The sequence below is a fragment of the Candidatus Spongiisocius sp. genome, from assembly GCF_965221825.1.
GTDB lineage: Bacteria > Actinomycetota > Acidimicrobiia > Spongiisociales > Spongiisociaceae > Spongiisocius.
On the sequence record NZ_OZ244917.1, the window covers coordinates 1274907 to 1288495 of the forward strand.

The window sequence follows — 13589 nt, forward strand, 5'->3', positions numbered from 1 at the left end:
TTCACGCCATACGCGTCCGTTAGCAATCGCGGGTCCCCCGTGACCACCACCAACTAGTTCGCCTCGCTGCGCCGGTAGGGAACACCGATCCCCTGCGGCGGGCGGATCTTCTGGTGTGCCAGGGACAGGACGAGCAGCGTGGTCAGGTGGGGAGCGAAGCCCACGAACTCCGAGGGAACGACCCCGAAACCGAGGAACCACCAGCCCAGACCCACCGCGGCGATCGCGTACGCGAAGGTCGCGCCACGATTGCGGGTGCGTATAGCCCGGACGGTAAGGAAGGCGAACACCACCGCCCCGACGATCAGCAGGGCCGTCATCGTGGTCTCCTGGCGGGTCCGGAGCGCGTCGGTGAACCCGAAGAGAAGTGCTCCGATGGTGAGGCGACCCGGCATCCAGTTCCCGAAGATGACCGTGGCCAGACCGATGAACCCGCGTCCCGCCACCTGCCCTTCGCGGTAGATCGAGGAGGCCACCGTCACCAGGAACGCCCCGCCGAGGCCTGCCAGGGCGCCCGACACCGTGAGCGCCGCGTAGCGCATCCGGTTCGGGTTCACTCCGAGAGAATCCGCTGCCGCCGGATTCTCACCGCAAGCCCGCAGCCGCAGCCCGAAGCTGGTCCGGAAGAGGACCCACCATGAAAGGAACACCAACACGGCCGCCAGCAGGGTCAGCAGGGACACGCCGGTCGTCACACCGATTGCGATCTCGGCGAGGTCCGAGATCACCGGAGTCTCGAGGCTCGCGATCGGATCGAGCACCTCGGCGAGACCGGGAACCGACACGTTGGCGATCTGGCCGACATGCGGAGACTGGCTGATCCCTCCTCCGGGCTGGCCTTCGAAGAAGATCGACGACAGGAAGCGGCCCAGTCCCAGGGCGGCGACGTTGATGGCAATGCCCGAGACGGCCTGATCCACGCCGAACGAGACCGTCATCAGGGCATGGAAGGCGCCGAACACCGCTCCGCCCGCGATCGCAGCAAGCACTCCGACCCAGGGACTCCACTGGAACCCGGCCCAGGCGCCCATCCAGGTACCGATGATCATCATGCCCTCGAGGCCGATATTGATGACGCCGCAGCGCTCCGCCCACAACCCTCCGAGCCCGGCCAGGACGATCGGGACGGCGAACCGGAGCGAAGCGCTCACGGCGCCGCGTGACAGCAGGTCCGGGGTGTTCGCGATGTCGGCGACCGCCGACAGCAACAGGAGCGCCATGACCGCTCGCACCCACCATCGGCTCCAGATCGAGAGCGAAGTCCTGGGCTCACGGAGGGTTTTCACGCGGCTGCTCCGTCCTCGATGCCTTCGTGCTCGCTCCGGCCTACCAGTTTCTGTTGCCGGCGCACGTTGACCCTGCGGACGACCTCGTAGGCCACCACCACGCTCAACACGATCGTGGCCTGCATGATGGTCACAATCTCGCGCGACACGCCGAGCAGGTCGAGGATCTGGGAGGATCGTTCCAGCCATGCCCAGAGGAGGGCGCCGAAGGCGACGCCCAGGGGATGGTTACGGCCGAGGATCGCGATGGCGAGGCCGGTGAACCCGAAGCCGGCCGGGAAGTCGAGGCCGTACTGGTGGGACGACCCCAGGAGTTGGGGTATCCCCACCAGACCGGCCATCGCTCCGGACATGACCATCGTGACGAAGATCATGCGCTTGGAGTTGACGCCGCTCACCGCCGCGGCCCGGAGCGAGAGGCCGCTGGCGCGCAGTTCGAAGCCGAAGCGGGTCCGGTTGAGGAGGATCCAGAAGGCGATACCCAGCGCCACCGCCACGAGCGTGAAGCCGAACACCTCCTTGCCCGCCACACTGAAACCGGGGAACCATCCGGAGGACGGTATCGGCGTGGTCCGGATGTTGTTGCTGCCGGCTACCCGCTCGGCCAGCCTCCCCGGAGCGAGCAGGTAGGCGATGATCCCGGTGGCCACCGCATTGAGCATGATGGTGCTGATGACCTCCGAGACCCCACGGGTGACCTTGATGTAGCCGGCGAGGGCCGCCCATCCGGCCCCGACCGCCATGGCGACCACGACGATAAGTGTGACGTGGAGTACCGGCGGCAGCGACACCGACGCCCCGACCACCGCGGCGAAGAACACCGCCAGCCGGTACTGCCCGTCGATGCCGATGTTGAAGAGCAGCATCCGGAACCCGATCGCACCGGCGATTCCTGCCAGGTAGAACGTGGTGGCCTTGTTGAGCACGGCCACCAGGCTGGCCGGAGTCGTCCCGAAGGCCACGACCTCGCCGAGAACGCTTCCCGCGTCGGCCCCCGTGAAGTGGAGGATGGCTGCGGCGAGCAGGGCGGCAAAGACGATGGCGACCACCGGCGCGATCAACTGGAGCAGAATACGTTCGATGCGGGTCTCGATCACGCGGCATCGGCTCCCGTCATCGCAGCACCCAGGTCCTCCGGACCGATGGCCGCGGGATCGAACTCGCCCACCAACCGGCCTCGCAGGATCACGAGGATCCGATCCGAGATCCCGATCAACTCCTCCAGGTCCGCGGACACGAGGAGGACGGCTACTCCCGCCCGCCTGACCGCCGACAACCGCGTCCAGATCGCCGCCTGGGCGCCCACGTCCACCCCGCGGGTCGGATGGGCCGCGATGAGCACCCGGGGGTCCCCGGCCATTTCTCGGCCGACGATCAGCTTCTGCTGGTTGCCGCCGGAGAGCGCCGAGGCCAGCACCTCGATGCTCGGAGTGCGCACGTCCGAGTCGGCGACGATCCTCTCCGTGTCGGCGCGGGCCGCCTTGCGGTCGATCCACACCCCCCGGTTTATCGGTGGATGCATCTGATGGCCGAGGATGCGGTTCTCCCACAGGGTGGCATCCAGCAACAGAGCCTCACGGTGGCGATCCTGGGGGATGTAGGCGAGCCCCAGGCGACGCCGGACGCTTGTGCTGGCCTCCGTGACGTCCTCGCTGCCGAGCAGCACACGGCCCGCGACGGGACTGGTCAGCCCGAGGATGGTCTCGATGAGCTCGGACTGGCCGTTTCCCTCCACACCGGCGATACCGACGATCTCGCCGGACCGGATGGTGAGGTCGACATCCGAGAGGCTGGTCTCGTGACCGCTGCCGCGGGTGGACACCGACTCGAGCCTGAGCCCGACCTCGGGCCGCACCTCGACGGTCCTCGGCTCGGGCGTCGGAAGCTCGCTGCCGACCATGAGCTGCGCCAGCTCCCGGGACGTGATCTCCGCCGGTCTGGTGTGAGCCACGGTCCGCGCGTTCCGCATCACCGTGATCTCATCGGCAACCGCCAGGACCTCGTCGAGCTTGTGAGAGATAAAGATCACGGTCAGGCCCTCGCCGGTCAGCCTTCGCAGGTTCTTGAGCAGTTCGTCCACCTCCTGAGGGACCAGCACCGACGTGGGCTCGTCCAGGATCAGCACCCTCGCTCCGCGGTAGAGGACCTTGATGATCTCGACCCGTTGCCGGTTCCCGACGGAGAGGTCGGCCACCAGAGCGTCCGGCTCGATGGGGATCCGGTAGTGATCTCCCAACTCCACTATCCGGGCCCGGGCGGTCTCGAAGTCGATCCGGCCGGCGCGCCCGGTCGGCTCGTCGCCGAGAATCACGTTCTCGAGGACGGTCAGGTTGTCGGCCAGCTTGAAGTGCTGGTGCACCATTCCGATCCCCGCGGCGATAGCGTCGGCCGGCGAAGACATCGGGATGGTCATGCCTCCGACGAGGATCTCTCCCTCGTCGGGCACGACCATCCCGTACAGAATGTTCATGAGAGTCGATTTGCCCGCCCCGTTCTCGCCGATCACCGCGTGCGCGGTACCGGACTCGACACGGAGGTTCACATCCCGGTTGGCTACCACCCCCGGGTATCTCTTGGTGATCCCCCGCAACTCGATGGCCGGGGCGGGCATCGACTCTTAGCTTGTCGAGGAGGGAACCGATATCTCGCCGGAGATGATCTGCGCCGCGTAGGCGTCGACCTCGTCGACGATGTGGTCGATCAGGCCTCCCGAAGTCGAGTACCCGACACCTCCCGCTTCGAGATCGAAGAGGTTCACGCCTGCCTGGACGGACCCGTCGACGACCTGGGTCGCGAAGGCATGGGTGGCCACGTTCACATTCTTCAGCATCGAAGTCATGATGACATCACGTACCTCGGGGGCAGCCGTGTGGTACTGGTCGGCATCCACTCCGATAGCCAGGTATCCGTCTTCGGTCGCGGCTTCGAAAAGTCCTCCGCCGGATCCGCCGGCCGCCGCGTACACGATGTCGGCGCCTGCGTCGAACATCCCCTTGGCGGCTTCCTTGCCCTTGGCCGGATCGTTGAATCCCGAGAAGTCCGGAGGCTGGCTCAGGTAGGTGGAAGTGATCTCGATGTCTGGGTTGACGGCCTTCGCTCCGGCGATGTAGCCGGCTTCGAACTTCACGATGAGCGGAATGTTCACGCCACCGATGAATCCCACATGGCCGGTGTCGCTCTCGAGCGCGGCCACCACCCCTACGAGGAAGGAACCCTCCTGCTCGGCGAACACCAGACCTGCCACGTTGGGAGCCTCGACCGTGCCGTCGTCGACGATGCCGAACCACACGTCGGGGTATTCGGCCGCTACCTCCGCAACCGGTCCCGCGTAGGTGAACCCGACGGCGATGATCGGATTATGGCCCGAATCCGCCAGCAGCCGCAGCCGATCGGTTCGGTCCTGATCGGTGTCCTCCGCCTTGGCGGTTACCTCGGTGAGTTCGAGTCCGAGCTCTGAGGCGGCCTGCTCGGCGCCGTTGTAGGCGAGATCGTTGAATCCGCCATCACCCCTACCGGCCAGATCGTACGCGACGGCGACCTTGAAGTCGGGCGCCGGCGCTTCCGTGGTCGTAGGCGCGGCCGTCGTGGCCGGGGCGGCGGTCGTGGTGGTGGTCTCCTCCGCCTCCCCGCCGCATGCCGCCGCGGCCAGCGTAAGGACTGCTGACAGGACTAGCAGGACCGTTCGTTGTCTTGGCATTATCTGCCTCCCTTTCTCGTTCGTTGCGTTCGTCAACTGCAGTCCCCGTCCTCCCCCCGAGGGGGTCCGACGGGCTGCAGGGGGTCGGATAGGCCGGTCAAACTCGCACCGCCTTACGGTGGGCGCCCATCGGCACGCTCCTCGGAGGACCGCAGGACGCTCTCTCGGTCAGGCGGACGTCAAGTACCACCCGCCTGGAATTGCGGGAGGAGTCGTTGCTCATCCTGGACAGGAGCATCCGCATCGCCAGGGCGCCCTGCTCCTCCATCGGGCGGTCGATGACGGTCAGCGGCGGATCCAGGATCTCGGAGAACGGATGGTCATCGAACCCGACCACCGAAAGGTCGTCAGGGATCCGCACACCGATGTCCTTGATGGCTCTCAAAGTGCCGATTGTCATCGTGTTGTTGGCCACGAAGACGCCGGTCGGTGGGTCAGGAAGGGCCAGCAACCGCAGCATCGACTGGTAGCCGCCATGCTCCTTGAAACCTCCCGGCTGGACGAATTCGGGCGGAAGTTCGATGGAGTGCGCGGCCAGGGCATCGCGGTATCCCTCGAGGCGGAACCGGCCGGGCGTCGAATCCACAGTCCCTGCGATGGTCGCTATCCGCTCGTGCCCGTTCGACAGGAGATGCTCGACGGCGGCACGAGCCCCTCCGTGATTGTCGATCAGCACGGTATCGAAACGGCCGGTGGACGGCGCCTCCCGATCGATAAGGACGGTCGGCACTCCGGCATCCGCCAGGCGTTGCGGGCTTGGGTTGTTCTCGCTGGCGGGCGCGAGCAACATCCCATCCACTCTGGTTATCAGGTCCTCGACTACCTCGGCCTCGCGGTCGTCGCTCTCATCGGTGTTGGCCAGGAAGATGGTGTGTCCTCCCTGGACGGTGATGGACTCGGCGCCGCGGACCACCGCTGCGAAGAACGGGTTGGTGATGTCCGGAACCACCAGGGCGATAGCGCCGGTCTTGCCCGACTTGAGAGACTGCGCAGCCGGGCTGGGCCGGTAGCGAAGGCGGGCAACGGCGCTATTGATGCGTTCCGCCGCGCGAACACGGTCGCCTCGCAGGTGGCGTGACACGGTCGAAACGGAAACGCCCGCCTCCTGGGCTACATCGGTGATGGTCGGGGTTTTCACCCTGCCGGTTCCTCTCTCGTCTCAGGCGGCCGGGATGCGTTACAGTTGCATCCGGTCTGAAAACGGTTTCAGAAATTGTATAGCAAGTAAGGTGAGAGCGTCAACCCGGATCCGGATCCTCTTGCGGTCCGGGCAGCCAGACAACGAGGAGACATGATGTCCACGAGTTCCAGCCCACCAACGGTGGTCGTGGTTGGTTCGACCATGATCGACCTGACCGCCTACGCATCGAGGATCCCCAGGTCGGGAGAGACCCTGGTCGGAGAGCGGTTCCAGATGGGCTTCGGAGGCAAGGGGGCCAACCAGGCCGTTATGGCGCGGCTGCTCGATGCCAACGTGGTGATGGTCAACTGTCTGGGAGACGACGCCTACGGAGATATGACGCTGGACAACTTCGCAACCTTCGGGATCGACACCACCCATGTGCACCGGGTGCCGGGCGCCAGCGGCGTGGCCCCGATCTGGGTCGAGCCGGATGGGAGCAACCGGATCATCATCATCCCGGGCGCCAACCACGAGCTCACAGCCGCTCAGGCGGCTCGATCGGTCCGGCAGACACCGGAAGCGGCGGTCGTGGCGGGCCAACTCGAGATTCCCCAGGAGGTCACCGCGGCCGCGTTCGCCGCCGCGAGGGATGCGGGTGCCATCACCATCCTGAATCCGGCGCCGGCCGCTCCCCTGTCGAACGACATACTCAAGCTGAGCGACTGGTTGATTCCGAACGAGGTGGAGTTCGAGATGCTGGCGGGAGTGCCTCCGGACTCCGACGATGCGCTCACCGGCTTTGCGAGCGAAACCGCCACTCGCCTGGTGGTCACCCTCGGCGACGAAGGAGCGGCTCTGGTGTCACCCGAACTCGACCGGGTCACTCGCATCCGCTCACCCCGGGTGGATCCCGTTGACACGACCGGCGCCGGCGACGCGTTCGTGGGAGCCTTCATGGTGGGACTCGCATCGGGTCTGGACGAGCGCGATGCGGTCCGGCTCGGTAATGCCTGCGCGGCGGACAGCGTGACCCGCCCGGGTACCCAGTCCTCCTTCCCGCCTCCGGAGCGGAACGCGCAATTCCTGGCCGAGATCCAAGGGTCGCCTAGTAACGCCTGATCGGGGCCGCCCCGGTCACGACGTACCGGGAGCATCGCCGTGACATGCGTACGTGAGGCGCCTCACCGGCGCGAGCCCTCGCATGTGGAAAGCAAGCCATGCCGGCGGGGCGGTCCCGGATATGGACCGCGGCATGGCCGATCCCTACCTACCGTCCTCCCCAGCCAGGAATCTCGCCCACCGGGATGGTGATGGTCACTCCCGTCCGAACGGTCCCGGACGGCATCCCGTTCGCTGACCGGATGAGCGCCACCGTATGGCGTACATCATCTCCCGGAGCAGTGTGGGCGCTCGCAATCGACCAGAGCGTCTCGCCCGCCTTCACCACGTGGGACACCGTCGCGACAGACTCGGGCCCGGCGTCGGCCTGCGGACCCAGGAGCAGCACCGCCAGGCCCACCACGATGACCGGTACCAGGGCCATCCGCAGCATGGTCCGCCGCTGGTCGGGCCCAGGTTTCCGTCCGGCGGTAATACCGCGCCGGCCAGGTACCGGGTAGTAGGGTTGGATCGGTTCCAAACATATGTTCGTGTCCATGAGGTCACTCTAGCGAACATATGTTCGGGCCGTCAAGTACCCGCAGTGAACCCCCTCCGGACAAAGACGGACCCGAACATGAGTTCGGGATTCTGGGAAATCTGCGGTAGACTGCTAGACGACAACGATTGCCAAGGAGTATCGACCATGCCGACCAGCGCAGCCTTCACCGGAGGCGGGGGACCGGGGGAACCGACCGACCTGCCGCCCCGGCAGCAACAGATCCTCAAGTTGATCCAGAAGAGGGTGGCCGAGCAGGGTTACCCGCCCTCGGTGCGGGAGATAGGGGAATATCTGGGCCTCCGCTCGCCCGCCAGCGTCCACCGCCACCTCAAGGGTCTGGAAGACGCGGGCCATATCAGGCGTGACTCCACCAAGCCCCGCGCCATCGTGGTGCTGACCCGGAGCGCGGACGAACCGGCCCTTCCATCGGCGACGACCCGTGACGTGCCCCTCCTGGGGCGGATCGCGGCCGGCGCGCCGATCCTGGCCGAGGAGAACGTCGAGGAGGTCATGCCCCTACCCCAGTCGCTGGTGGGGACCGGGGGACCGCTCTTCATGCTCGAGGTGAGGGGCGACTCGATGGTCGATGCCGGCATCCTCAACGGCGACATGGTCGTGGTACGTAGCCAACCCCACGCCGAGAACGGGGAGATCGTGGCATTCCTGATCGAGGGGGAGGAGGCCACCGTCAAGCGCTTGGAAAGGCGCCCCGGGGAGGTCGTCCTCCACTCCTCCAACCCCGACTACCCGCCAATGGTGTACAGCTCGGGGGTAGAAATCCTCGGCAAGGTAGTGGCCGTGCTCCGCAGCATGGCCGCCGGTCCCTCCCGGTTCAGGCCGGGATAGTCCCTGCGAACACGGATACGGCCGGGCCTCTGATCCAGGCCGCCTCGCCGGCCAATTCCACACCGAGGCTGCCACCGGGATACCGGATCTCGACAGCCGGTCCGGCTCGACCTTGGGCGTGCGCCACCGCCGCAACGGCCGCCGCGCCCGTCCCGCATGCCCGGGTCTCTCCAGCCCCTCGCTCCCACACCCGCACCCGGAATGCCCCCGGACCCACCGGAGTGGCGAACTCCACGTTGACGCCGTCGGGGAATGCCGGATGATCCTGCATCAGGGAGCCGATCTCGCCCAGGTTCAACCCATCGACCTCACCGGTCTCCTCCATGAACGTGACCGCGTGGGGATTGCCCACGCTCACCGAGACGAACTCGTACCCGGAGCCGGTCACGGAACCGCCGATCCGGTAGGTACCGAGCTCCGCTCGGACGGATCCGTCTGCCATCACCTCGACTTCGCTGGGACCGGTCGGGGTGTCCACGATGAACCTACGGCCATCCACCCATCCCCGATCGAACAAGTAGCGAGCCACGCATCGGAGCCCGTTGCCGCACGACTCGGCGACCGAGCCGTCCGAGTTCCAAAGGCTCATCCGGGCGGCGGCGCCGGGATGAGCCGGCTCGGCGATCACGAGAACCCCGTCCGCCCCGATGCCGAGGCGGCGATCGCACCACGCCCGCACCTGATCGGGGTCGGGTGCGAGACCTTCGGTCACGACGAAGTCGTTGCCCATGCCCTCCATCTTCAAGAACTCCAAGAGGTCATCTCCCCGATCGCTCGATCAGCCGCCGCATAGCGGACCGCCAGGTCCGGATGCCAGGCCAGCCACCTTATTCTCGGGTCGCGTCCGAAGTATGTGCGTTGTTTCCGGGCGAGGGCCATGGTGGCTCGGACGGTAGCTTCCCGACCTTCACTAACGGTGCAGGTCCCGGCCACCACCGGAAGCATCTGGCGATACCCCACGGCCGACGATGCGGTCTGGCCCAGCCGGTCCGCCAACCCGGCCACTTCCGCGACCAGCCCCGCCCCGAGCATCTGATCGATCCGGCGCTCCACCCGCTCGCCGAGCGTGTCGCCCGGGTCGACTCCGACCGCGACGAACGGCACCTCCGGCCGGTAGTTCTTCACCCGCTCGAACTGCGGATCGGCTGCCCGCTCTGTTGGAGTCCCACCCTCCAGCCGCACGATTTCGAGTGCTCGGCTCACGCGGCGGGGGTTGGCCAGATCCACATGGTCACCCGCCCCGGGATCGACCTCCAGGAGCTCAGCCACGGCGTCGCTGCGGGACATCCCATCGACCGCAACCCTCACCGCCCGGTCGGAAGGCGGGAACCGTAGCGGATCCACCATTGACCGGAAGTAGAGGCCCGAGCCCCCCACGATCACCACCGGCCGCTCCCGGGCCGCGATCGCTGCCATGGCTGCCCGCCCCGTCCGTTGGAACTCCGCCACCGCGTAGTCCGTATCGGGATCAACCAGGTCGATCATGTGATGACGCACCTCGGCCTGATCGGCCGGCGACGGCTTGGCCGTCCCGATGTCCATCCCGCGGTAGACCTGCATCGAGTCCACCGATACGATCTCTCCGCCGCACCGCCTGGCCAGTTCCATCCCCAGGTCGCTCTTCCCCGACGCGGTGGGTCCCAGAACGGCGATGATCCGGCTCGGGTGATGGGGCGGACCCTGAGGCACTAGGTCCCGCTCCGGGCCTCAGGCGGGAGCGCCGACCAGGTAGTGCGCCCCGGCCCGCTCGATCGTCACATCCATCAGGCTTCCCGGGGTGAACTCGCCATCGACATGGACTATCTTGTTGCCCCGGCTCCGCGTGGTGGCCACCGAAGGGTTCCGTTTGGAGGGTCCCTCCACCAGCACCTCCATGCGCCGGCCCACGTGACGCCGGTTGCGTTCCGACCCGATGCGGGTCTGCATCTCCACCAGGCGCCCGAACCGTTCCTTCGCCACGGAGTCGGGTACGAAGCGGTCGGTCATCGCGGCCGCCCTGGTCCCCGGGCGAGCCGAGAACAGGAACATGTAGGCCTGGTCGAAGCGAGCCTCCTCGACCACCTCGAGGGTCTTCTGGAAATCCTCATCGGTCTCGCCGGGAAAGCCCACGATCACATCGGTGGACACGGTCAGATCGGGCATGACTTCCCGGGCCATCGCCAGCCGGTTCAGGAACTTCCGGGTCGTGTAGCCCCGATGCATGGCCGCCAGGATCCGGTCGGAGCCCGACTGGAGCGGGAAATGGAGCTGCTCGCACACCGCCTCCGTGTCCGCCATCGCCTCTGCCACATCGCGGCGGAAGTCGTTGGGATGGGGGCTGGTGAAGCGGATCCGCCGGATCCCGTCGACCTCACCCACCCGAGCCAGCAGTTGAGCGAAGATCGGGCGGCGGCGCCCGTCGATGGCCAGGTCCCGCCCGTAGGTATCCACGTTCTGGCCCAGCAGGGTGACCTCGATCACGCCTTCCGCTGCCAGTTGCTCTATCTCGCGGATGATGTCGCCGGGCCTGCGACTGATCTCCGGCCCCCGGACCGCCGGCACGATGCAGAAGGTGCAGGTGTTGTTGCAGCCGATCTGGATAGTCACCCACGCCGAGTACGGCGACTCCCGGCGGACCGGTAGTTCGGAGGGCATGGTGTCCAGGGCATCCACGATCTCGGTGACAGGACCCCACTCCTCGGCCTGGTTCATCAGGTCGACCACCCGATGGAGATTGTGCGTGCCGAGTACCACATCCACCCACGGGGCGCGCTCCCGGACCAGATCCCGGTCCTTCTGCGCGGCGCAACCGCCGACGATGAGCAGCCGGCCGGACCGGGCATCCTTCACCTGCTTCAACTGGCCCAGATTCCCGTACATCCGGTTGTCGGCGTTCTCACGGATGGTGCAGGTGTTCACGAATATCACATCGGCCTCGTCCAGGGAGCGGGCCCGCACCATGCCATCCGCCTCGAACAGCCCGGCCACCCGCTCGCTGTCGTGCTCGTTCATCTGGCAGCCGAAGGTGCGCAGGAAGTAGCTTCGCCCGGCGCGCGTTGGCGCGCGCGGCTCTACCGAGCGGCGCGTGGGCGGTGCAAGCTGGACGATCTGACCCACGGTGCTACCGAGCGAAGTCGGTGACCCGGAGTTCCCGGATCACGGTCACTTCGATCTGGCCGGGGTAACGGAGGTCGTTCTCGAGGCGTCGCGAGATGCGCCGGACCAGGTCGGACGCCTCCAGGTCGGTCACGCTGATCGGATCTACCACCACCCGGACCTCGCGGCCCGCCTGCATGGCGAACACCCGTTCCACCCCGTCGAACTCGCTGATCAGGTCCTCCATCTTCTCCAGCCGCCTCACATGGGAGGCCAGCTCCACCCGCCTCGCGCCCGGCCGAGCCGCGGAGACCGTGTCGGCGGCCTGCACGAGGATGGCCAGCAGGGTGCGAGGCTCCACATCGTTGTGGTGCGCCTCGATGCCATGCACCACAGGTGCCTCCTCGCCAAACCGCCGGGCGATCTCGGCGCCGATCAACGCATGCGCCCCCTCGACCTGGTACGACACCGCCTTGCCGATGTCATGGAGGAACGCCGCCCGTTTGATCGGGACGGGATCAACCCCGAGTTCTGCCCCCAGCATGCCGGCGATGTGGGCCGATTCGACCAGGTGGCTGAGAACGTTCTGGCCGTAGGAGGTGCGGTACTTGAGGCGTCCCAGCAGGGTGACCAACTCCGGATGAATCCGGGAGATGCCTACGTCGAGCAACGCCCACTCGCCGGCGTCGCGGGCCGACTGCTCCACCTCGGCCTGTGCCTTGGCGTACATGTCCTCGATGGCGGCCGGATGGATGCGTCCGTCCATGATCAGCTTCTCCAGCGTGATCCGGGCGATCTCCCGCCGGACGGGCTCGAAGCACGAGACCACCACCATCTCGGGCGTCTCATCCACCACCAGATTGACACCGGTGACGGATTCGAAAGCCCGGATGTTCCGACCCTCCCGGCCGATGATCCGCCCCTTCATCTCCTCCTCGGGGAGAGGAACGGCCGACACGGTGCTCTCCATGACCACCTCGGTAGACAGGCGCTCGATGGCGGTGGCAAGGATGCGCCGGGCCCGCCGGTCGGCCTCCTCACGGGCACGCATCTCGCTGTCCCGCACCAGCAGCATCGCCTCCCGCCGGGCCTCGTCACGGACCTGCTCGACCAATTCTTCCCGAGCGGCGCGGGCATCCAGCGCGCTGATCCGCTCCAGGTTGGCCCGGGCGCTCTCGGCGTACTCCTCGAGCTCTCCCCGAAGCTCGGATACCCCGGCCTCACGATCGAGGAGCATCTGCTCGCGCTGCGCCAGGTTGGAGGCACGCTGCTCCAGAGTCCGTTCCCGCTGCATCAGGCGCTCCTCGGACGCGCCCACCTCCAGCTTCTTGTGCTCGAGCAGCGCCTCCTCACGCTCACGGTAGGCCTCCGCCCGAGCGCGCCCTTCATCCTCAGCCCTGCCCAGTATGCGCTGCGCCTCTCGGCGGGCGGTGTCTACGTCAACTCCACGCTCATCCAGCACCTGCCGGCGCAGACGTCCATACATCACGAGCATCGGAATCAAGCATCCGATGGCGATTAGCCCTATCCCGCACAGCACGAATAGCGTCGTATTCATGGAGCGGCCTCCCGATCTCTCAGTCCCCGACGACCCGCCAACCGGCTGGTCAGCCTTCGTTGCTGGCCGCTAACCGGAAAGAGGACACCTTCTAGAACAGGCTCAGAACTTGTCAGCAGGCCGCCGGGCGCACCCCAGGGATCCGGCGCGGCGGGAGTTTCCTCAGCTACGCGCCGGCGAATTCGCCTGTCGCGGCCGGGCGCCGTTCACCTCCATCTGAGCGTTCCGGCAGGTGGTCACTTCTGTCATTCGGGTATTCGTTCTTGCGTGTCGGTCGGACATTCTAGTGGTCTGTCTGTGTGATGGCCGTGTGGTATGGCGTCGGCAGCGGCGTTCCTCGCAAG

Annotated in this window: 12 protein-coding genes; 2 read left to right on the forward strand and 10 right to left on the reverse strand. The window is 66.8% G+C overall.

From position 1 onward, the window contains the following. Positions 1 to 53: 53 nt before the first annotated feature. The 5 genes from ACOQPD_RS05975 to ACOQPD_RS05995 all read right to left on the reverse strand — a co-directional run bounded on the left by ACOQPD_RS05975 (position 54) and on the right by ACOQPD_RS05995 (position 6121). Entirely contained in the window at positions 54 to 1286 is a 1233-nt protein-coding gene (locus ACOQPD_RS05975; protein WP_420613986.1) for an ABC transporter permease, read from the reverse strand. Continuing rightward, positions 1283 to 2383, reverse strand: a complete 1101-nt coding sequence (locus ACOQPD_RS05980) for an ABC transporter permease (protein ID WP_420613987.1) — start codon at positions 2381 to 2383, stop codon at positions 1283 to 1285. The genes ACOQPD_RS05975 and ACOQPD_RS05980 overlap by 4 nt, the downstream gene beginning before the upstream one ends. Beyond that, positions 2380 to 3897, reverse strand: coding sequence for an ABC transporter ATP-binding protein (locus ACOQPD_RS05985; RefSeq protein WP_420613988.1), 1518 nt, complete (start codon positions 3895 to 3897; stop codon positions 2380 to 2382). Before ACOQPD_RS05985 ends, ACOQPD_RS05980 begins: the two co-directional genes overlap by 4 nt. 6 nt (positions 3898 to 3903) lie before the next feature. Next, complete coding sequence (locus ACOQPD_RS05990; protein ID WP_420613989.1) at positions 3904 to 4983, reverse strand: BMP family lipoprotein; 1080 nt, start codon at positions 4981 to 4983, stop codon at positions 3904 to 3906. 97 nt (positions 4984 to 5080) lie between these two features. Next, the gene (locus ACOQPD_RS05995) at positions 5081 to 6121 is read right to left on the reverse strand and encodes a LacI family DNA-binding transcriptional regulator (RefSeq protein ID WP_420613990.1); all 1041 of its coding nucleotides are present in this window, start codon (positions 6119 to 6121) and stop codon (positions 5081 to 5083) included. A gap of 156 nt (positions 6122 to 6277) precedes the next feature. Here ACOQPD_RS05995 and ACOQPD_RS06000 point away from each other — a divergent pair, with 156 nt between their 5' ends. Continuing rightward, the gene (locus tag ACOQPD_RS06000) at positions 6278 to 7225 is read left to right on the forward strand and encodes a ribokinase (RefSeq protein ID WP_420613991.1); all 948 of its coding nucleotides are present in this window, start codon (positions 6278 to 6280) and stop codon (positions 7223 to 7225) included. Between the two features lie 148 nt (positions 7226 to 7373). Here the strand turns inward: ACOQPD_RS06000 and ACOQPD_RS06005 are convergent, their stop codons facing one another. Next, a complete protein-coding gene (locus ACOQPD_RS06005) occupies positions 7374 to 7745 on the reverse strand; it encodes a LysM peptidoglycan-binding domain-containing protein (RefSeq protein WP_420613992.1) in 372 nt (123 codons plus the stop codon). A 165-nt stretch (positions 7746 to 7910) separates the two neighbouring features. Here ACOQPD_RS06005 and lexA point away from each other — a divergent pair, with 165 nt between their 5' ends. After that, complete coding sequence (gene lexA / locus ACOQPD_RS06010; RefSeq protein ID WP_420613993.1) at positions 7911 to 8612, forward strand: transcriptional repressor LexA; 702 nt, start codon at positions 7911 to 7913, stop codon at positions 8610 to 8612. On the opposite strand, the gene dapF is transcribed toward lexA, so the two are convergent. From dapF to rny, 4 genes are all read right to left on the reverse strand, one after another. Further along, on the reverse strand, positions 8599 to 9366 hold the full coding sequence (gene dapF / locus ACOQPD_RS06015) for a diaminopimelate epimerase (protein WP_420613994.1): 768 nt from the start codon (positions 9364 to 9366) through the stop codon (positions 8599 to 8601). The genes lexA and dapF overlap by 14 nt on opposite strands. Further along, positions 9354 to 10301: a tRNA (adenosine(37)-N6)-dimethylallyltransferase MiaA gene (gene miaA, locus ACOQPD_RS06020; RefSeq protein ID WP_420613995.1), complete on the reverse strand. Its 948-nt coding sequence runs from the start codon at positions 10299 to 10301 to the stop codon at positions 9354 to 9356. The genes dapF and miaA overlap by 13 nt, the downstream gene beginning before the upstream one ends. An 18-nt stretch (positions 10302 to 10319) precedes the next feature. Further along, positions 10320 to 11603, reverse strand: a complete 1284-nt coding sequence (gene miaB, locus ACOQPD_RS06025; protein WP_420613996.1) for a tRNA (N6-isopentenyl adenosine(37)-C2)-methylthiotransferase MiaB — start codon at positions 11601 to 11603, stop codon at positions 10320 to 10322. Positions 11604 to 11712: 109 nt separating this feature from the next. Further along, complete coding sequence (rny, locus tag ACOQPD_RS06030) at positions 11713 to 13245, reverse strand: ribonuclease Y (protein WP_420613997.1); 1533 nt, start codon at positions 13243 to 13245, stop codon at positions 11713 to 11715. Positions 13246 to 13589 lie beyond the last annotated feature (344 nt).